Origin of the sequence: Enterococcus casseliflavus (assembly GCF_029215545.1) — a bacterium.
GTDB lineage: Bacteria > Bacillota > Bacilli > Lactobacillales > Enterococcaceae > Enterococcus_D > Enterococcus_D casseliflavus.
Map to the genome: position 1 here is coordinate 2,838,263 of NZ_CP119393.1, position 20,926 is coordinate 2,859,188.

The following is a 20,926-nucleotide window of genomic DNA, read 5'->3' on the forward strand; positions in this document are numbered from 1 at the left end:
AGTTGTGCAAAATCAAATCTGGGTCAGAATGAACCACATTCTGGCTCAGATTTTTTGTTATCTTACATTGATTAATTGATTGATCAAAAAGATTCTAATTCTCATGTTCTCGAATGATTTAAATCCGTAGGATACTCGTTTCATTGTCTTTATGTGGGTATTCTTCGCTTCTATTTTTCCATTGGAATAAGGATAGATCATTGCGTTGGTGATGCCTTCTTCATGAGTAAGAAGGTTTTGAAGCTTTTCCCGAAAGCTGTCATCTAACGTTTCGGGAAGTTCTGCCAATAAGGAGAAAAATAAGTCAGGGTCTTTGTCTCGAAAGGCTTCAACTAATTCATGAAAAAAGGGATACGCCTCCTTTAGGGGCGGAGAAAACTCAAGCAATCGATCAATCATCATTGCTTCAGTAAGAAATGGGTATTTTGGTGCTCGGAAACTTTTCCATGTTTTGTATTCATAATGGTTGATGTTTGCACGATTTTTTAGCAAAAAGCGCCAGTTCTTTTTCAGTTTTTCTGCCTGGCTTTTCTGTCCGGCTTTACGAAGTTCATTCATTTCACGGATACGCAACTCATTGAACGCTTGATTCATGTGTTTGACAATATGAAACCGATCAATCACTACTTTCGCATTTGGCAGAACACGTTTGGTGAGCTGGAAGTAGGCGGCGTTCATGTCTGTCACCAAGAATTCTACTTCTTCCGGATTGGTACAACCTAAAAAATAACTTGTTAATCGGGGTAATTTACGCGTAGGCAAAACATCTATTAGTTTTCCTGTTTCGCCATCTGCGCAAATAAAGCTCATTTTATCTTCTATGGAAGCATGCGAACGAAATTCATCAACCATCAATACTCTTGGGAGAATCTTCTTAGATTGCTTTGGTAAATAGCTTTTAAACTCTTTCAATGTACGAATAACGGTGGTCAAAGATACCTGACAGCTTTTCGCAATAAAAGATAAAGATACTTTTTCAGTCAGTAAAGAAGCAATTTTATATCTAACATGATTTGCGATTGAATGTCTGGGTTGGACAAAATAACTTTGAGCAGTCCAATGGGTGCGACAGTTTTTACAGGTATAGCGCTGCTTTTTTAGGCGCATAATCAAAGGCATATGATTGTATTGTTCAAAACGGACAATCGTTTCCTTCTTCCCATTTTTCACTATAATTGCTTTCCCGTTTCCATCTACCACAGTAGAACCACAACTTCTACAAGCACGAGGAGTAGGCGAGAGAACAGCATCGACGACCAACGTCTTTTTCTTCTGAAGGGTCTCGTAAGAGACCTCTGTAATCATCAAATCTTTCTCTATTATTCTCAGCATTTTTTTGATAGAATCATTCATATAGCATATCGTCCTCTCAGTTGTTTATTTTGTGGTGATTTAATCATACTAGAGAACGATATGTTTTTTAATACCTAAAATGAAAATGGGGCTGAAGAATCAATTCTGATTCATCAGTCCCATAAATTATAGAGCCATTATAAAAGGAGCTGGGAAAGCCAGCTCCTTTTGCTGATTCTAACTATTGTGAAATGCATGCAAGCAATGGTTAGTAAATGAAAATCTTAGCTGAAAAGGGAGAGTTTGACAATCCCTCCCTTTTCAGCTAAGATTTTATTATTGTTACATTAATTGAATATCCAAACCACCACCGGGTGTAGAAGTGTTTGGTAAACTCATTAGGTCCTTGAAGAGTTTACTGGATGCTTATTTTTTTTGAGGAGGAAAAAGTATATGACATGGATGTATTTATTTTTAGGCGGTTTTTTTGAAGTGGTATGGGCTTCGACTATGAAGCTAAGTAATGGATTTACCCACTTTTGGTATAGTGTCTCTACACTACTCGGAATGATTTTCAGCTTTGGCTTCCTGGCTTTAGCGGTAAAAAACTTACCATTAAGTATTGCTTACCCCGTTTGGACAGGGATCGGCGCGGTGGGATCGATTATTGTGGGGGTCGTGTTCTTCAAAGACCAACTATCCCTTCTGACTTGGGTGTTCGTTGCTTTATTAATAGTCGGGATTTTGGGCATCAAGTTTACCAGCGGACATTGATGATATCTAAAAAAAACAGCCGTCACTTCACTTCTGGCGGCTATTTTATGGCAATTCATTCAATTCCAGTATAAATATAGTTAGCTTTAGTATAATTAAACTTTACTTTTATATAACTATGGTTTACAATGGTTTTGGGAGGTGATCGTTTGAAGGAAGATTTTGGCGACTCTATTGCTAATAAAGTATATGAATATCGGGTGTTAGCTAGGCTTACTCAGCAAGAACTTGCGGACAAAGTAGGTGTTTCAAAACAAACGATTTTTGTCATGGAAAAAGGCAACTATACGCCAACGCTTTTATTAGCCTATCGTCTAGCGAACGTTTTTCAAGTGGACATCACAGATTTATTTACTTATACAGAAGGAGAGAGGAAATATGGTCATTAAATCACTTTCAGATATTCCCAGCGCATTATTTTACCGTCTGAAAAATTGGGCAGAATATTCTAATGCCAACTGGAACCTATTGCTAGGTATCGGTATGCTTTTACTGATTTTTGGCATTGCTTTGGTTTATGTTTACACTAAAAAAATTGGCAAAGAAGATGAACATTCGCAAAAAATTTATTACATCTCCGTGAATGCGATGCTGCTAACGATCGTCTTTTTAGACATTCTCTTTCCAAAAGATTACATGTGGAATCAGTTTTTCCTTTACAAGTATGCTCTGGCTTTTATAGTGAGTGGGCTGAGTTTGGTTTATCAGTATAGAAAACAATTTTTATAAAAAACAAACTCGGTCCCTTTAAGATGGGAACCGAGTTTTTTTCTGTGATCAGTACCTGTTCATAGATCACTCACTTTTTATTCACAGAAGTAAAGCAGAAAAACTGTAAACAATCGTCACATTCGAAAATTGTTTGCAGTTTCCTACCTCTAATTCAGTATAAGCAACACTCGATCAAAGCTTCTTCAACCGTTTCTTTGATCCTTCTTATTATGATTTACTCACTCTTTCTTTTTGAGCGTTTCATAAAGAGACCTAATAGTGATGCGACAACCAATGCCACTCCTCCATACAAACCGTACGGTGTTGCTTGTTCACCTGTTTTCGGAAGAATTTTTCCACTAGTTGCTGTTTTTGTTGTTTCTGGTACTTTAGCCGTTGGTTTCTTATCAGTAGACGGTGTCGTAGCTTCTGGTTTTGTCTGATTATTTGGTGTGTTACCTGGCTCTTTTGATGGATCTGTCGGATTGGTTGGATCGGTTGGATTTTTTATATACGTCACAGTCAGTTCCCTATCTTCATCTTCCACAGTCAATCCTGTTTGTTCTTTGACCGTCGTAACATCTGCCGTGTAGCCATCAATATTCTTGCTTTTCACCGCATCAAAGGTCGTATCATTGTTTTTCGCTTGCCATTCTCCATAGGTATTTTTCCCTGTTGCTTCATTGGTAATGACTGTGCGTGTGAAAGTGACCGTGTCTACTTTATCTGGCGCGGCTTCTTTGCCGTCCTCGTAAACATAATGGATCGTTTGGTTCACTTCTTTGGTTTCTGTAGACTCAGTCATATTTGGCGAATAAGTAACAGTCACTTCACGATTTTTGTCCTCTGCAGTCAAACCTGTGACTTTCTCAACTGTTTTTTGATCTGCAGTATATTTGTCAATTGTTGGACTCTTCACTTCATCAAACGTCCTGTCATCATCTTTGGCTTGCCATTGACCAAAAGTTTTATCACCTGTTGCTTCATTCGTTGTCACTGTGCGTGTAAAAGTGATCGTGTCTACTTTGTGTGGTGCGGCTTCTTTGCCGTCCTCATAAACATAATGGATCGTTTGTTTCACTTCTTTGGTTTCTGTAGACTCAGTCATATTTGGCGAATAAGTGACAGTTACTTCGTGGTCTTTGGCGTCGGCTGTCAAACCTGTGACTTCCTCAATGCTTGTTTTGTCTGCATGATAGTTCTTGATTTCAGGACTTTGCACTTCATCAAACGTTGTATCATCATCTTTGGCTTGCCACTCACTGTAAGTTGTTTGATTAGTCGCAAGATTTGTGGTAATTGTCCGCGTGAAGATTACTTCATCAGTATGATCTTCTACTGCTGATTCACCATTTTCATAATTATAATGGACGACTTGTTTGACTGTCTTTGTTTCCATTTTTGTTTCCGTTTTGACTGCATAGGTGACAGTGATTTCAGAATCTTTATCAGCTTCATTTACCCCTAAAACCTCCTCCACACTTGCTTTATCTGGTGCGTAGTTTTCGATCTCAGGACTTTTCACTTCATCAAACGTCGTGTCATCATCTTTGGCTTGCCATTCTCCAAAAGTTTTGTCACCTGTTGCTTCATTCGTTGTCACTGTGCGTGTGAAGGTGACCGTGTCGACTTTGTCTGGTGCGGCTTTTTTGCCGTCTTCATACATATAATGAATCGTTTGCTTGATTTCTTTGGTTTCTGTTGACTTAGTCATATTTGGTGAGTAGGTAACAGTCGATTCACGATTCTTATCCTCTGCTGTCAAACCTGTGACTTCCCCAATGCTTGTTTTGTCTGCGTGATAGTTCTTGATTTCAGGACTTTGCACTTCGTCAAACGTTGTATCATCATCTTTGGCTTGCCATTCTCCATAGGTATTTTTCCCTGTTGCTTCATTGGTTGTTACTGTGCGTGTAAAGGTGACCGTGTCGACTTTGTCTGGTGCGGCTTGTTTACCGTCCTCATAAACATAACGGATCGTTTGTTTGACTTCTTTGGTTTCCGTAGATTCGATCATGTTTGGCGAATAAGTGACAGTCACTTCACGATTTTTGTCCTCTGCCGTTAAAGCTGTGACTTTATCAATGCTTGTTTTGTCTGCGTGATAGTTCTTGATTTCAGGACTTTGCACTTCGTCAAACGTTGTATCATCATCTTTGGCTTGCCATTCTCCAAAAGTTTTGTCACCTGTTGCTTCATTCGTTGTTACTGTGCGTGTAAAAGTGACCATGTCTACTTTGTCTGGGGCGGCTTCTTTGCCGTCTTCGTACACATAATGGATCGTTTGCTTGACCTCTTTGATTTCCGTAGATTCGATCATGTTTGGCGAATAAGTGACAGTCACTTCGCGATCTTCTGATTCTGCAGTCAACTCAATGACTTTATCAACCGTTTTTTGGTCTGCATTGTATTTGTCAATTTCAGGACTTTGTACTTCATCAAACGTCGTATCATCATCTTTGGCTTGCCATTCTCCATAGGTATTTTCCCCTGTTGCTTCATTCGTTGTCACTGTCCGTGTAAAGGTGACCGTGTCTAGTTTGTCTGGGGCGGCTTCTTTGCCGTCTTCATAAACATAATGGATCGTTTGCTTGACCTCTTTAGTTTCTCTAGATTCGATCATGTTTGGTAAGTAAGTGACGGTCAATTCACGATTTTTGTCCTCTGCTGTCAAACCTGTGACTTTATCAATGCTTGTTTTGTCTGCGTGATAGTTCTTGATTTCAGGACTTGACACTTCATCAAACGTCGTGTCATCATCTTTGGCTTGCCATTGACCATAGGTATTTTTTCCTGTTGCTTCATTCGTTGTCACTGTGCGTGTGAACGTGACCGTGTCTACTTTGTCTGGGGCGGCTTCTTTGCCATCTTCATACACATAATGGATCGTTTGCTTGACCTCTTTAGTTTCTGTTGACTCAGTCATATTTGGCGAGTAAGTAACGGTCAATTCGCGGTCTTTGGTGTCGGCTGTCAAACCTTTGACTTCATCTATGCTTGTTTTGTCTGCGTGATAGTTCTTGATTTCAGGGCTTTTCACTTCGTCAAATGTCGTATCATCATCTTTGGCTTGCCATTCTCCAAAAGTTTTGTCACCTGTTGCTTCATTCGTTGTCACTGTGCGTGTAAAGGTGACCGTGTCGACTTTGTCTGGTGCGGCTTCTTTACCGTCCTCATAAACATAATGGATCGTTTGGTTCACTTCTTTGGTTTCCGTAGATTCGATCATGTTTGGCGAATAAGTGACAGTTAGTTCAAGATCTTCTGATTCTGCAGTCAACTCAATGACTTTCTCAACCGTTTTTTGGTCTGCATTGTATTTGTCAATTGCTGGACTTAACACTTCATCAAACGTCGTATCATCATCTTTAGTTTGCCATTGACCAAAAGTTTTGTCACCTGTTGCTTCATTCGTTGTCACTGTTCGTGTAAAGGTGACTGTGTCTACATTGTCTGGGGCTGCTTCTTTGCCGTCTTCATACACATAATGAATCATTCTCTTGACTTCTTTGGTTTCCGTAGATTCCACCATCTTTGGCGAGTACATGACAAATTCTTCAATATCTTCTGAATCGGCCTTTACGTCCATGACTTCATCGATAAATTCCCTATCTGTAAAGTAGTTGGCTATCTCTGGACTCTTGACTAAGTCAAAGGTTGTATCATCATCTCTTGCTTGCCATTCACCGAATGTTTCTTCGCCAGTGGCTAGATTCGTTGTCACTTCTCGAGTAAATTCAACTGTATCTACGTGATCTGGAGCAACTTCCGTACCGTCTTCATGCAAATAGTGAATGATTCGTGCGACAATTTTTCTTTCCTCATTGCTTTCTATTTTAGGACTATAGATATACGTGACCGTTTGCGGAACATTACTAAAGACAACCTTCTCATCACCGTGGACTTCCTTCAATATATAGTGAGGAATATCTTCAGGAACAACTTCAACTGTATCGCCAATATTTCCGCCAGTCAGTACATTAGGCGGCAATAATTCATTACCATCTTCATCTAAGTAATTGACCGTAACTGGTGCGGCTTCAATAAACCAAGGCTGCCATACATAGGTATCAGCCATCGTCGCGCCATCATAGGTCAACACTAGTTCCTCTGACTTCAATATGTGTTCACCATATGGCGCATCTACGGTACCTATCCCTACATTTTGCCAGTAACCGGTATAATAACTTGAATGGAATCCGTACATCCCACTCGGGTCAACCAAGTTCACCGGATAGGAATTGCCTGGCCAATTATTCCACCCAACAAAACTGAATTTTGGTCCTAATTTTAATTCTCTTAGATAGCGTACATTTGCTAAAAACTGGTTCATCCCGGCACCTAAAGAATTTATGACACCGGTGCTATCAAAATTCGATAAATCTAATGTAGATCCGCTATAACCATAAAACATACTATTCATCGTGGTTGCTTGACTCGTATCAAGATAAGTCAGTCCCACAATCTCATTCAATTGAGAGGGCACGGTGCCGTAGTGGGAGTAACTCTCAAACAAACCTGCCACATCGGCTGGCAAAATGACTGGCGCTGTGAGAACAACTTTTTTTATGACCATATTTTTAAGTTCTTCCGTTAATGGAATCACTTGATCCACCGCAGTTGTCAATGTACCTGCTCCTACAGTCAAAACCCCTTCAATATCTAAGGTTGCTGGCGCAGTCCCCCACATGCCCGTCCACAATATATTCTCTGCTAGCGCAGACTTTACTTCCTGACTCTCATCAACCGCCATACTATTTTCTGTGTCTTCTTCTGTACTGGCATTTTCTGCAGACTGTTCTGTTCGCTGATCAGGTTCCGTTTCTTCTACTTGAGTTGTCTCGACTGTTTCTTGTTCAACTGCTTTTTCTTTGCCACCCGTTTCAGAAGTGGTCGTTTCCTCCGTTACTGCTGGTTCGGAAACTTGCTGTTCAGAAAGATTCTCACTCGTACTCAGTGTTGCTTCCTCTATCTCTGAAGTGCTGATTGTTTCGGCCGCAGCAGGGATGCTAACAACTGCTTGTGTGACAATTGGGCTTCCCAAAATAAACACTGACGAACTAACAAGAAGACGCGACAATAGTTCTTGCTTCGCTGATTTTTTCATTACTGTTCCCTCTTTCAATTTAAGTGAATAAGCGCAGCGATACTCTCCCCAATGCAAAAAAGCTGCCCGTTGACAACTACTTCTTACTTCTATGTAATACGTTCGTTGTTCTCATTCCTTATGCCTGCATTATTACATGGTTCTCGGATCAGGACACGACAATAAACGGCTTGAAAAATACAAAAAAAGTCCTATTTTATAAAAAGAAAATAAAGGAATATGAAGGGGGCGATCGCTAAAAGTGTATACAAAATACAATAAATAACACGTTATTGTCAGACTACACTCTATTTTTAACTCTTTCTTCTCAATAACTTACCACACTGATGGGAGTTCTGTGATTCTAAAAAAGATGTGTTAGATTAAAAAAAGAGGACTGATTCCTCAGCCCCCTTTTGCTTTGTCTGCTTTTTAATCAATGAAGCGTAAGCAACACCGTTATTCAAGAAAACACTGGCTTACCATTACTTTTGCCGATAGGTAACCATAAAGAAACGTTCCGTTTTTCTAAAATGCTCTCTTTATCGCACTATCCCTTAAAAGCTATCGCATCAATTTGAAAAAGAATCCCCACCTCGCCAGAATGAGCAAATTCTGTCTGAATCGATTTTCTAACAGGAAATTTCCCATGGAAGGTTTCTTTTAAAATCTTTTCCATAATCGGAATATCAAAAATATTTTTGAAAAGTACATCCATCTTTACCACATCTGCTAGTGCCAAATCCACCAATTTTAATCGCTCTTCTAATTGCTTCAGTGCTCCTACAATCTGCTTTTCGATCGGCTCGCCAATATTTCCCACGCAATAGCCAACAAAAACAAAATTTCCTGCTTCGATCACGCCCGAAAGCGCCCATTCCTCATTAATATCGTAACGTTTTATCATTTTCTTCTTTACTCCTTTTGCGTTTGAGCCATTTTTTTCACTACTTTTATAAAAAAAACTTCTATGCCTATGTTTTGCCAAAACACAGGAAATTCAATGATTACCGCAAATGAATGTTTCGTTTTTCAACCAAAAGAAAAACTCCTAGGACTACCATCATGATGGAAAGAGCCATTCCTACAGAAAACTCATCACGACTTCCAAAATGAAGAATCTGCCAAAGCCTTGTCAGCTGCTTTACATTTGCGGCTTTTACGATCAGCTGTAAAAGATAATAGAGGAAAAACAATAGGGCAGTGACACCGAATGCTTTTGCTGCCGTGTAGCAAACAAGCGCTTTTTCTTGTTCATCTTTCGTTTGGACAAAGGCATAGTATACCCAATAGCCCCCATATATTGATGTAAGAATAGACACTGTTACGATAAAATACTTTGTAAAAATATACCCTGCTTCCCCGATACTCATACCCATTCCTTCTCTTCTAGTACATTTAGTGTTCATTTTATGATGCTCTTCTACTTTGGCTCATATTTAACAGCTTATTGATTTTTTCTTTATTGCTTCAGCCAGCCTTTATTTACGGCATCATCTATAAGTTTTCTAACATAGTCCCAAACTTCTGGCATAATTTCTTTGATGACCTCGTTTCGTTTTAATTCGCGTTCAACATCAATGTTATTTTCTATCCAGGTATTCCCGTCAAAGTAGTATATCTGCAAGACAGGCTGTAACCTATCGATAGCCGATGCATATTTTGCTTCTACGGTTGCCATTTCCTCAAACTCTTCTCACAAAGCCATAAATTCATCATATTGTTCACTCGGTAATGTAGAAAATAAACTTGTAGCTGCTTCCCGTTCTCGCTGTACTTTATCCAGGTACCCAGCTTCATCATAACAATAGGTATCACCTGCTTCGATTTCTACCATGTCATGAATAATTAACATTTTGAGTACTCGCAACAAATCCACTTGCCCTTCGGTTGCGACATGTTCTGCAAGCAATAGTGCACATAATGTCAAATGCCAGGTGTGCTCTGCATCATTTTCTCGTTGGTTTCTATCATAGATTAGTGTCGATTGTCTAAGGATGGATTTAAGCTTGTCAGCTTCGACAATAAACTGGATCCTTTTTTCTATTGCATTCATTTGTGACCTCCACTTATTTGTTAAATGAATTTATATCAAAGGTACAGCTTTTTTCCACAGTGCCTCCAAAGTTGCATAAAAAGACTGCAGCCTTTTCTTTTGGTAAAACAATTACTCCTGCACAAACCTTAATGGAGTCTCCCTTCAAACTTCCTACAACACTTTTTTCTCACGAATGATCTTTGTTGATACTTAAACTACTCCACGGAAAAATGCAATGAATGGGGCGTAGGCGCGATCAATGTCCGTCCACATCTTTCTTTAAAATAGGTTTTGCTATCTTGTTTCGCCACTTGCAAAATTTCTGCTTCAGCAAAAGGGACCACATTGTCACTCCCCCGCAATTCACTGCATTCCAAAATAATCAAAATCTCTGCTTCTAATGTATTGATTCTCGCATACTGTTCAAAAAAGTTCTCGTGATTGATTTCTTGGATCGCTCGTTTGATTTCGAAGCAATTGGCAAGAATCTTTTCTTTGAGTTCTGGAAACTCTTCCTTGAAAAAAAGCCGCTCCGTTTCTTCCATGTAGAAGTTTAAATATTCTTCCATTGAATGGATCTTAAATGCTGACTCCATCTTTAGCCCTCCTGTTCTATTGATTGGTGAATCTTATGTAAAATCCTGTTTATATGTTTATCGTTGTAACGAATACGTCGATGCGTACTCTATGGAAATATTGAAAGGAAATCGACCTTTAGGCTGAAATCACTAGCATTACGTTAAATAGAGGATTCGAACACTTTTTTTTCCCTTCGCTTTTTCGTAAAACGTTTCTGTTGACCGAGATCTTTATGCCTGCATTATTACATGTTTTTTAGGAAAGGAGACGCCAATCATTTGTTTGTTAGAAGCAAATAAAGTCCTGTTAGATACCTTCGGGTTGGATCGTATCAATTTTAGTTTCATAAAAGTAAACAAGCCCAAGAGCCGATTGAGCGATTGACAAACTACATAGGAAATCTGAGAAACGCTGTGCAAAACTTTTCGCTTCCCACTATAAAAAGGGAGGATTCTCTGGTTTTGAGAATCCCCCTTTTTTTCATACTGTGAAATTCACAGTTTTACGTATGTTTTTGACTAAACTCATTCTGGAACTTTTCAACTGCTTCAATCAGTTCAAGCCAGCGATCCCCCGTTGGAAAACTATTCCATTTAAAAAATTGGACGTTGGGGTTTTGGTCAATAAAAGCTTGCCGATTGACGGGGTAATCTGTCACGACAAAATCGGGATTTTCGGAAACAAATGAAAGTGTGTAACCGAACCAGCGTTTCAATCGTTCCTTTTGTCTGATTTCTTGGATTTTTCCGAATTTTGATTCGTGAAAAATACGAACCGTAGAACGATCAATTTTCGCTACCAGAGAAAGAAGCATACTATATTGAAAAAGCAAGCGATTGTTCGCTTCATACATGGTTGCAAAAATTGGTGATTGTTGCGCTAACGATTGGTACATCTCCTGAACAAGCGGAAAAATCTTAGGAAAGACACGGCGATAATCTTTGTCCGTGGTGCTTTTTCCAAAGGCATCGATCTTATTTTTCGATGCAAAAAGAAGCGAAACCGAATGAATATTCAAGGCATTGACCAACAAATAATCAATATTGCTTTCAGAAACGAGAAAAACTTTCTGAGCGTTTTCCGCAAATAGCCTTGCTGCAGCGATGGCTTGAGGAGAAAAATAAGCCCCAATTGTTAGCTGACTAGGAATCTCTTCAGGTAAGTACGTCGTCATGACAGAAAACATATAATACAAGAAGAGAAATTCTGTTTCTGGAAGCCCATTTAGAATCAAATTGTTTCTTAGCAATGGCTTGATCAGCTCTTCTTTAAATTCTTCAAAGGAAATCGTCAGATGCCTCATCTCCCTCATCTCTTGAGGAATCTCTTTTACAGGAAAGCCTCTTTTAAAACGATAAATACTCAATGCCAGCAATTGCACAAATTTCTCCTGATCAATCCCGCGATAAAAACTGGGATAACTTGTCAACTTTTTCTTCAATGTACTGACACTTTGTTTCGTCAATCCACTATAACGCGCGTTCGTTGCATCATAGATCTGCCAATACATGATGTGGAAAAAATGCCGAATGCGGTATTCTTCGCCCACAAAAAGCGGTTTTCTTTTTAGGTTCAATCGAATGTGATAATTTTCAAGAATCGTTTCTACTTCCTTTAGTTTTCTTTGAACCGTGCGATTGCTGACATAATGTTGTTGGGCGGTTTCTTCCAGCGACACATATTTATCACTGAAGAGTCTGTCTAAAATTTGAAATGGCATGCTTTCTGCTAGCATGACCGAATAAAGCTTAGACAAAAGAAAATTCGGCGCAAAATAAAGCGTCATCTCTCTACCTTCATGCAACGCAATCTCAAAATAAGGATACGCCTTTTGCAAATCGAGTGCTCGCTCAAAAACTAAGACGATTCTTCGTTTTGATAAGTTAGTCTTTTCAGCAAGGTCATTTAGTTTTTCACGCTCCACCGCCTGCTCAAAAAAATGCGCAAACAATTCATAAACATCTTGGTCTAATTTAGTTAAAAGAAATTTATACATAATAATACCTCTTAACTTTATTTTTAAGGTAATTATACTCCTTTCACGATCTATTTTCATTCAGTGTGAACTCATTGATTACTTATTTCATTTTATAAGAAGTTGTCTCTGAAACTATCACCTTCTGAATCATTTAGGATAAGCAAAAGCATGGCTACAACTACTTAGAACTACGAGTTACTGCATCTGGAGAGCATTGCTCTTTCTAACAGCTGGTTTAAGACGACAAAACAGTCCAAACCGCAATTTATCAAAAAATTATTTTATAATAATAAAAGTAAAAAAACGTATATTTTGCTACGATAATAAGAGAGTCGGTTTTTAGGAGTATTTACAATCGAATAGTTAGGTAGCCTTTGAGCATTTCAACAATTCCAAAAGCTTTTACTTTCTATCAATTACGCTTATATAAAGTTGAAAATTAGTACAGTTATTTTTAAAGTATCTTCGCCATAATCAAGCTAACTTCTTACATTATTTAAAAAGAATGGGGGGACAGGTGTTCATGCTTCGCTGAATGAACTGAAATCAATGAAAATATCAAAAAAAATAGTATGGTCAAGTGTTGCTAGTATTCTCGTTCTAATTTTAATAGGTCTCGCTGTCTTTTTCTCCCCTAGTAATAAAGCTGGGATCGTTGTCTCAAATGACTTTGGAAAGATCACCGTTCCGTTGCGAATAAATAGAACCTATTTAACTCAAACAAACACTGTCTTCTATCAGCCTGAAATACGCTCAGCCAAAACAGCTCTGGAGGAGGCGAATTTATTAGGAGAAAGTACACTTTCGATAAAAATCGGTGAGGAAGAAAAAGAAATTGTTTCTTATATTGATGCCAATGTTAAGAACTTCTCTCTAGAACTAAACGTGATAGACTATGACAAAACAACAGGAAAATTAGTCTTGACTATTGCCTATCGGGATGGATTGAATGATGAATTCAAGAACGTAACATTCGAAAGATAACTGATAAAAATCTCATATTCTCGCTCATAATTAAATAGGGTTAAACAAAGAGTATCCAGAAAATAATCAATTCTGGATACTCTTTCCTCTCTATTGAAAAGCTTTTAATTTTCAGTTTTTCTTTTTCGTCTCAAAATTACTACGAAAGAAAACAGAACAGTGATGACTCCCAAAAAGCCCATGATTCGTTGACCTGTAAGTTGTTCTCCTGTTGCAGGCAACTTATTTTTTGATTTGGTTTGTTTGTTTGTTTGCTTGCTGTTATTTCCTGAGCTATTCCCGTTCTCTTCTTCCGGCGTCTTGTTTTCTGATTCTGGTGTATCTTTTCCTGAATCTTCTCCCGGCTCATTCTCTTTATCAGCACTGTAAACATAAATAACTTCTTGGACGGCAGCACTGAAGGTACCTTTTGCATTTTTAGGCGTCTTTGAAACCCGCCAGCCAGATATTTCTTTGGCGTTGCTTTCATAAGACAAGCCAACTTTTCCACTAAGGATCGTTGGTTCAGCTAATTGATTTCCTTCCATGTCTTCATATCTTACGATAACCAGTGCTGCATCACTACGTTCATAGACATAGGTAACTTCTTGCGCATTTTCACTATAAGTCCCGTTAGCGTTAGTTGGCATTTGGGAAACATACCAGTCTGGGATGGCTTTAGCTTTACTTGTGTATGGTAAACCTATTTTTCCACTCAATACTGTCGGTGCAGATAGTTGATTCCCTTCTTTATCTTCATACTTGACCGTAACTGGCGCTGCATCACTTCGCTCATAGACATAGACGACTTCTTGTGCCTTTTCGCTGTAAGTCCCATTAGCGTTAGTTGGTGTTTGAGAAACGTACCAGCCTGGGATTGCTTTGGCTTCACTTTCATATGGCAGACCTATTTTGCCATTCATTACGGTTGGTGCTGCTAATTCATTGCCTTCTGTATCTTCATACTTGACCGTAACTGGTGCCGCATTACTACGTTCATAGACATAAATTACTTCTTGTGCCGTTTCGCTGTAAGTCCCGTTGGCGTTAGTTGGTGTTTGAGAAACGTACCAGCCATTGATTGTTTTGGCTTCACTTGTATAGGGCAAACCTACTTTGCCGTTCAATATTGTCGATGTAGATAGTTGATTGCCTTCTGTATCTTCATACTTCACGGTAACTGGCGCTGCATCACTACGTTCATAGACATAAACGACTTCTTGAGCTGTTTCACTATAAGTCCCATTAGCATTGCTTGGCGTTTGAGCTACAAACCAGCCTGGGATCGTTTTGGCTTCACTTGTATAGGGTAACCCTACTTTACCATTCAATACGGTTGGTGTTGCCAATTCATTGCCTTCTGTATCTTCATACTTCACGGTAACTGGCGCTGCATCGCTACGTTCATAGACATAGACGACTTCTTGTGCCGTTTCGCTGTAAGTCCCGTTAGCGTTAGTTGGTGTTTGAGAAACGTACCAGCCTGGGATCGCTTTGGCTTCACTTTCATATGGCAAACCTACTTTGCCATTCAATACGGTTGGTGTTGCCAATTCATTGCCTTCTGTATCTTCATACTTGACCGTCACTGGCGCTGCATCACTACGTTCATAGACATAAACGACTTCTTGCGCGACATCACTGAAGATCCCTATCCTATCCCCTTGGATCTCTTTCAGTGTATAACCTGAGATATCCTTTTCTTCCGTAGTAAAGGGGTCGCCTACATACCCTGATAAAGTGACATTTGGTGCAAGCGTCTGTCCGTTTTCGTCAAGATACTTGACCGTAACATCTTCTGCAGTATTCACATACTTCACAGGTACTTGATAATTCACTAAATATTGAATGGTACCTGTACTAGCAGCTCTCTCGGTGGATAAACGATTAGGAACAAGAGAAGTGATTGACAAATAGTCAACATTGGCGGGAATATTTTTAAATTGAATTCCTTCTTCAGTCAGTTCAAACCCATCATTTTCATATAAGGGAAAGCTATAGCCATTTTTATCTATCCCCCGAATCGAATAAGAATACTTTTTGTTGGACAAAGAAGAGAGCAACGCATTTCCTTGGGTATCAACCATCATACGGTCTTTATAAAGAACATCAGATTGGCCATCTTTTACTAGCATTGGCTCTAATAGTATTTTCTCCTGAGTCATAATAGATAGTTGGGAATTTTGATGGTGTTCTGGAGATAGCTCTAACTTAGAAAAATCCGTCATGCTACTTGCATAGACCGTCAGATAATCTGTTACCCATCCACTAAGATATTGACCAACCCCAATTAATTCTTGGGCTGTCAAATAGGCATCATAATTTCCTATGTGGATATTTGAAAAAGATCCTTTTGGAAAAATCTGTGCTAGTACATTAGGACGGGTAAACAATGTTGCATTTTCCGCCATAGTGATTTTGGGAACATTCGTAGCAATAATAGATGTCGTATATAACGCCTGCAAGTTGCTAGCGTATTCTAAACCAGTAAAATCGACTACTGTGTCTTTGGCTAAAGAAGAAAAATCTAACTGTTTTAGATTCACCATATCTTCTTGAGTGATTGTATCAACTGTTTTGTTTAACCCTTTCGCTACCTCATTTTGCAAATTCTTATCTGGCATCCAAGCGTCTAATGAAACGCTGCGATTAGATACCTCTTTCATTTCCGCTGATGATTCAGTTGCCGAGCTAGCTGTGTCTTCACTTGAATCAGGGAGGTTTTTTTCTGTACTCTCCGTCGAGCCACTTTTCTCATCATCATTAACCACTTCTTGCGATTCTGAGTTACTTGTGGTGTCACCGTTGATTTCTTCTTTTATACGAGAAGAATCGACTGTTTCAGTAGTCTCCTCCACTTTTTCTAATGTTCCTAATGTCGTTATTTCTTTGTTTGATGGAATGGTTTCCTGTTCATCAGCCATAACTTGTGCCAAAGGTGCCAACACAGGCTGACTTAACAAGATCGCCAATGACAAATAGCCCCAAAATTTCCTTTTCATAACATTCTCCTTTTATATTCGTTTAAATACGATACGCTTTCCTATCTTTCACCTATCGACAAACTTCCCCTTCTGATGATGGTGACGACTTGTTAATTACAACTTTTAGACACAGGATACTCCTGTTCATTTTGATAGTATTACATGGTTCATCATTCTGAACACGTCAACATTTGTATCAGAAATGACCAAACTTGTCAGGTTTTAACAAACAGGTTATTCAAGCAAACAGATCGCTCACTTCACCTGCTCCTTCATGCTCCAAGTTTGGCCTCAGTTAGCGTTATAATCACTGATTTACATTGTTTTTTGAATTTACACAAAAAAAGAGACACATAACATGCATCTCTTTGGGCGGCCCATTGTAAGTTCAGCCTATTATTGATTTTTTACTAGTTATCCCGATACTCGATCGTCAATCCTTTTAAAAAGTTGCGGGCATATTTGTCTAAACATGGCTTGTAATTGCGATGGCCTTCTTTTCGTAAAATGGCGCCTAATTCACCTTTTGAAACTTTGACTCCCGCTTGCTGGAAAATGTCCAGCATTTCATCTGTTGTTAGGGAAAGGGCGATTTTTATTTTCTTCAGCATCAAATTATTTACATTGCCATTGTTCAACTCCAAGACAGGTTCTGCAGCATCTGGCTTTGTTCCTCGTTGCGAGCGAATCAAACCATTTAAGAAACGCTCAAAGGCTTCATTGGTACATTCAATCTCATAGGTCTCAGGGTCTTTTTTCTTCAACAATTGTTTTACTTCTTCTTTTGTGAAAGAAGCGCCGCCAAGTTCAAAAATTTTCACCATGTCGGTATCCTTGATATCCAAAGCATAGCGTAAACGCGTCAAGCGATCATTGTGATTCATTCTATACACCATCCATTTCTTAGGTTGATTATAACAAATAAACCTAGACGAGTAATCCCGTTTTCGCTTTTTTACTCTAAGAACCCATTGTTTTCGTTCAAATGTATATCGCTTCTCTCATTCTACTTCCTCCGCTATACTTGATTTAGGGAGTAAATTTATTCTAACAAAACAATAAACAAAAAAAAGCATCTGTTACGATGATGTTTTGGATTGCTTTATTGTTTTTATTTTGTATACAAAAAGGAGAGGAAAGAAATGAAGAAATACGGGAAATTTTTGGTGATGATTGGGGTATCGACGGTGATTATGTTTTGTATGATGTATTTCAATGTCTACGCCCTCGATCATATCTTTTTCAGCCAAACCCGACTGTTTATGGCACTTATGATGGGCGCGATGATGGCGATCATCATGCTGTTATTTATGTGGAAGATGTATGACAACAAGAAAATGAATATCGGAATTTTAGTTGTCAGTGTTGTACTCTTTTTTGGTTCACTGTTTATGGTCAGAAGCCAAACCGCCGTGGGAGATACGGCCTGGATGAAAGCCATGATTCCCCATCATTCGATTGCGATTTTAACCAGTAAAAATGCCGATTTGTCTGATCCAAGAGTAAAAGAACTTGCAGAAAAAATCATTGACGCACAGGAAAAAGAAATCAAGGAAATGAAAGAATTGATCGAAGAGTTGGAAAACAAATAGCCATTTTGTGTGCTCATTCAAAGAACCAGCAGATCAACTTTATCGCCACGGTTACGAAGCCCTTCAAGCAATGGCTGAAGGGCTTCTTTTTTATCGTCAGCTACTTTCTTTCTACTGAAAAATCCTGACCGTTATTGCATCCGTTCTTGTTTGACTTTCTTATCCACAACATGACGCTTGGCAAGCTCTTGGCGAATAGCCGCTAAATCAATCCCCATTTCTGCCATTAAAACCAATGTATGATACGCCAAATCAGCAATCTCATAAACGGTTTCTTGACGGTCTTCCTTCATCGCCCCAATTACGACCTCGGTTGCTTCCTCGCCGATTTTTTTTAAGATTTTCTCACTGCCTTTTTCAAACAAGTAGCTGGTATAGCTGCCTTCTTGCGGCGTATCTTTACGACCTTTTATCAGCTCATACAACGCATCGATGGTCGGAGAGGATTCTGTACCATAAAGCACCTCTGTAAAGCAGCTTTCTGTGCCTGTATGGCAAGCAGGTCCGTCTTTTTTTACTTTGGCGACTAAAGCATCTTGATCACAATCTGCGGTCAATGATACTAAATGCTGGTAATTGCCGCTGGTTTCTCCTTTGCGCCACAATTCTTGGCGACTGCGGGAATAAAAGGTCATCAATCGGTCTTTCAAGGTCAAGGTCAAACTTTCTTGGTTCATATAAGCCAAGGTCAAGACTTCATTCGTTTCCACATCCTGCACGATCACTGGAACCAATCCTTGTTCATCAAATCGTACTTGCACCATGTTATCCACTCCTTCTATTGCCTATCAAAACGCCAACGCTATACGATTCGTACGGGAATATCGACGGCCTGTAATTGTTTTTTCAGCGCCGGGATTTTTACCTCGCCATAGTGAAAAATTGAGGCCGCCAACCCTGCTTCAATATTTGGCAATTGAAACAGCTCGATAAAATCGGCACTTTTGCCAGCACCACCCGATGCGACGATCGGTAATTTGGTGATTTCGCTGACAGCTTTCAGCAAGTCTAAATCAAACCCCTGTTTCACGCCATCGGTATCCATGCTGTTGATGACTAGTTCACCAGCACCTAACTGCTCAGCTTGGCGAATCCATGCCAATGCTTCTAAGCCTGTATCTTCCCGTCCGCCTTTGGCAAACACATGCCAGTTCTCACCGACACGGCGAACATCAACGGATAAAACAACGCACTGGCTGCCATAGCGTTTCGCGCCTTCTGCAATCAACTCTGGTCTGCGAAGCGCCCCCGAATTGACGCTGACTTTGTCGGCGCCACAGTTTAAGACTCGTTCAAAATCTGCTACTTGATTGATGCCACCGCCCACCGTCAAGGGGATAAACACTTCTGACGCCACGCGCTGCAAAATGTCCGTGAATAAGCCGCGTTCTTCTGCAGAAGCAGTAATGTCATAAAAAACCAGCTCATCGGCGCCTTGTTCATTGTAAAAGCGCGCCAAAGTCACTGGATCATTGACATCTTTTAAGCCAGCAAAATTGACCCCTTTCACGACTCGCCCATCTCGCACATCAAGGCAAGGAATGATTCGTTTGGCGATCATGCTTCTGCCTCCCCTGCTGCTAAGACATCCGCCAATTGGAGACTGCCGTTATATAAGGATTTCCCGACGATCACGCCAGAGATGCCCAACTGTTTTAATCCTTTAATATCTGCCAATGAAGCCACGCCGCCAGAAGCCACGATGTCGCAATCCAATTGATTGAGTTTTTCGTATAGCGGCAGATTGATGCCTTCTCCTGTACCGTCACGCGAGATTTCGGTAAAGATGATCGTTTGCGCGCCCCATTCCACCAATTGTTGGCAAAAAGTAAACGCGTCTGTTGCCGTTTTCTCGAGCCAGCCTTCCACGGCCACTTTTTCTTCCTTGGCATCGACCCCAATCGCGATCTTATTGCCGTATTTCTTGAGCATCGCTTTTGTGAATGCTGGGTCTTTCTGGGCAATCGTGCCGAGGATCACCCGGTGAACGCCTGCTGCCAAACAATGCTGGATCGTTTCTTCCTCACGAATCCCGCCGCCAACTTCGACAAACAGATTGGTTTGCTGGACGATTTTTTTTGCGACATCAAAGTAATGGAGTTTGCCAGCTTTGGCACCATCTAAGTCGACGAGGTGCAGATAGTTGGCACCTTCTTCTTCAAATGAACGAGCAAATGCCACTGGATCATCCCCAAACACTTCTTTTTGCTCATAGTCTCCTTGGTACAAACGGACCACTTTTTGATCTAACAGATCAATTGCTGGAAAAATTTTCATAGCGGCACCTCCGTAAATGCTTTTAAAATCTTCAACCCGACAGCCCCACTTTTTTCTGGGTGAAACTGAGTGCCGAAGACATTGTCTTTTTGCACGATACCGGGAATTGCTAGACCATAGTCACTGTCTGCTATGACATACTCTTGGCAATCAGTAGCAAAATAACTGTGGACATAGTAGACAAAGTCTTGTTCCCCTAGCCCGCTGACGAGAGGACTTTCCTTTCTGACAGTCAGCCGATTCCAACCAATCTGCGGCACTTTCAGATTCTGTTTGGCTTCTTCAAAGGCGCTTTGCATGGAAACGATCCGTCCTGGAATCAAACCCAGCCCCGCATGTGTGCCAAACTCCTCACTGCTATCAAACAACAGCTGCATCCCTAAACAAATGCCTAAAAAGGGTTTGCCAGCTGCTGCCAATTCTTGGATCGGTTCGATCAGCGACAACTCTGCCAACTTTTGGCGGGCATCGCCAAAAGCGCCTACGCCGGGTAAAAGAATGCGGTCGGCAGCTTTTAATTCTGCTAGTGAACGCGTGATTTGGCAGTCAACCCCCAAATAATCCAGCGAACGAGACAAGCTGAACAAATTGCCGACCCCATAGTCGATGATTGCTAACATAATACGCCCCTTTCCTTATCTCATCCCTCTG

At 40.1% G+C, this 20,926-nt stretch carries 17 protein-coding genes and 1 pseudogene; 5 read left to right on the top strand and 13 right to left on the bottom strand.

Translation table 11 applies throughout. The features are described from left to right. Window positions 1–57: 57 nt before the first annotated feature. Window positions 58–1,353, bottom strand: a complete 1,296-nt coding sequence (locus P0G38_RS13490) for an ISL3-like element ISEfa11 family transposase (protein WP_275851999.1) — start codon at window positions 1,351–1,353, stop codon at window positions 58–60. Between the two features lie 393 nt (window positions 1,354–1,746). Here P0G38_RS13490 and P0G38_RS13495 point away from each other — a divergent pair, with 393 nt between their 5' ends. From P0G38_RS13495 to P0G38_RS13505, 3 genes are all read left to right on the top strand, one after another. Further along, entirely contained in the window at window positions 1,747–2,067 is a 321-nt protein-coding gene (locus P0G38_RS13495; protein ID WP_086294617.1) for a DMT family transporter, read from the top strand. Window positions 2,068–2,216: 149 nt separating this feature from the next. Further along, window positions 2,217–2,456 carry a helix-turn-helix transcriptional regulator gene (locus tag P0G38_RS13500; protein ID WP_015509117.1) on the top strand — a complete coding sequence of 80 codons (240 nt, stop codon included), beginning with the start codon at window positions 2,217–2,219 and terminating at the stop codon, window positions 2,454–2,456. Then, window positions 2,446–2,796 (top strand): DUF2178 domain-containing protein, encoded by a 351-nt coding sequence (locus tag P0G38_RS13505; protein ID WP_275852004.1) that lies wholly within the window; start codon window positions 2,446–2,448, stop codon window positions 2,794–2,796. Before P0G38_RS13500 ends, P0G38_RS13505 begins: the two co-directional genes overlap by 11 nt. A 217-nt stretch (window positions 2,797–3,013) precedes the next feature. Here P0G38_RS13505 and P0G38_RS13510 read toward each other — a convergent pair whose 3' ends face one another. The 6 genes and pseudogenes from P0G38_RS13510 to P0G38_RS13535 form a co-directional block, all read right to left on the bottom strand. Then, window positions 3,014–7,885 (bottom strand): mucin-binding protein, encoded by a 4,872-nt coding sequence (locus P0G38_RS13510; protein ID WP_275852007.1) that lies wholly within the window; start codon window positions 7,883–7,885, stop codon window positions 3,014–3,016. A gap of 529 nt (window positions 7,886–8,414) precedes the next feature. Next, window positions 8,415–8,771, bottom strand: a complete 357-nt coding sequence (locus tag P0G38_RS13515) for a RidA family protein (protein ID WP_015509114.1) — start codon at window positions 8,769–8,771, stop codon at window positions 8,415–8,417. A gap of 100 nt (window positions 8,772–8,871) precedes the next feature. Next, entirely contained in the window at window positions 8,872–9,273 is a 402-nt protein-coding gene (locus P0G38_RS13520) for a hypothetical protein (RefSeq protein ID WP_275852012.1), read from the bottom strand. Between the two features lie 53 nt (window positions 9,274–9,326). Then, window positions 9,327–9,920, bottom strand: a pseudogene (locus P0G38_RS13525) (HD domain-containing protein). A gap of 197 nt (window positions 9,921–10,117) precedes the next feature. Continuing rightward, window positions 10,118–10,498 carry a DUF7006 family protein gene (locus P0G38_RS13530; protein WP_275852015.1) on the bottom strand — a complete coding sequence of 127 codons (381 nt, stop codon included), beginning with the start codon at window positions 10,496–10,498 and terminating at the stop codon, window positions 10,118–10,120. Window positions 10,499–10,983: 485 nt separating this feature from the next. Beyond that, a complete protein-coding gene (locus P0G38_RS13535) occupies window positions 10,984–12,477 on the bottom strand; it encodes a helix-turn-helix domain-containing protein (RefSeq protein WP_086294614.1) in 1,494 nt (497 codons plus the stop codon). A gap of 531 nt (window positions 12,478–13,008) precedes the next feature. On the opposite strand from P0G38_RS13535, the gene P0G38_RS13540 reads away from it, so the two are divergent. Further along, complete coding sequence (locus P0G38_RS13540) at window positions 13,009–13,443, top strand: Asp23/Gls24 family envelope stress response protein (RefSeq protein ID WP_086294613.1); 435 nt, start codon at window positions 13,009–13,011, stop codon at window positions 13,441–13,443. Window positions 13,444–13,547: 104 nt separating this feature from the next. On the opposite strand, the gene P0G38_RS13545 is transcribed toward P0G38_RS13540, so the two are convergent. Both P0G38_RS13545 and P0G38_RS13550 read right to left on the bottom strand, forming a co-directional pair. Then, a complete protein-coding gene (locus P0G38_RS13545; RefSeq protein ID WP_167823077.1) occupies window positions 13,548–16,424 on the bottom strand; it encodes a MucBP domain-containing protein in 2,877 nt (958 codons plus the stop codon). A gap of 392 nt (window positions 16,425–16,816) precedes the next feature. After that, window positions 16,817–17,290, bottom strand: coding sequence for a YehS family protein (locus P0G38_RS13550; RefSeq protein ID WP_074536375.1), 474 nt, complete (start codon window positions 17,288–17,290; stop codon window positions 16,817–16,819). A gap of 258 nt (window positions 17,291–17,548) precedes the next feature. Between P0G38_RS13550 and P0G38_RS13555 the strand changes: the two genes are divergently transcribed. After that, entirely contained in the window at window positions 17,549–17,998 is a 450-nt protein-coding gene (locus P0G38_RS13555) for a DUF305 domain-containing protein (RefSeq protein ID WP_005225207.1), read from the top strand. A 131-nt stretch (window positions 17,999–18,129) separates the two neighbouring features. On the opposite strand, the gene hisIE is transcribed toward P0G38_RS13555, so the two are convergent. From hisIE to hisH, 4 genes are read right to left on the bottom strand one after another with little or no spacing between them, the layout of a single operon-like run. Next, the gene (hisIE, locus tag P0G38_RS13560) at window positions 18,130–18,762 is read right to left on the bottom strand and encodes a bifunctional phosphoribosyl-AMP cyclohydrolase/phosphoribosyl-ATP diphosphatase HisIE (RefSeq protein WP_010747556.1); all 633 of its coding nucleotides are present in this window, start codon (window positions 18,760–18,762) and stop codon (window positions 18,130–18,132) included. A gap of 38 nt (window positions 18,763–18,800) precedes the next feature. Then, window positions 18,801–19,559: an imidazole glycerol phosphate synthase subunit HisF gene (hisF, locus tag P0G38_RS13565; protein ID WP_074536374.1), complete on the bottom strand. Its 759-nt coding sequence runs from the start codon at window positions 19,557–19,559 to the stop codon at window positions 18,801–18,803. Further along, entirely contained in the window at window positions 19,556–20,275 is a 720-nt protein-coding gene (hisA, locus tag P0G38_RS13570) for a 1-(5-phosphoribosyl)-5-[(5-phosphoribosylamino)methylideneamino]imidazole-4-carboxamide isomerase (protein ID WP_015509107.1), read from the bottom strand. The genes hisF and hisA overlap by 4 nt, the downstream gene beginning before the upstream one ends. Next, window positions 20,272–20,895, bottom strand: a complete 624-nt coding sequence (gene hisH / locus P0G38_RS13575) for an imidazole glycerol phosphate synthase subunit HisH (protein ID WP_074536373.1) — start codon at window positions 20,893–20,895, stop codon at window positions 20,272–20,274. Before hisH ends, hisA begins: the two co-directional genes overlap by 4 nt. Window positions 20,896–20,926: the final 31 nt, after the last annotated feature.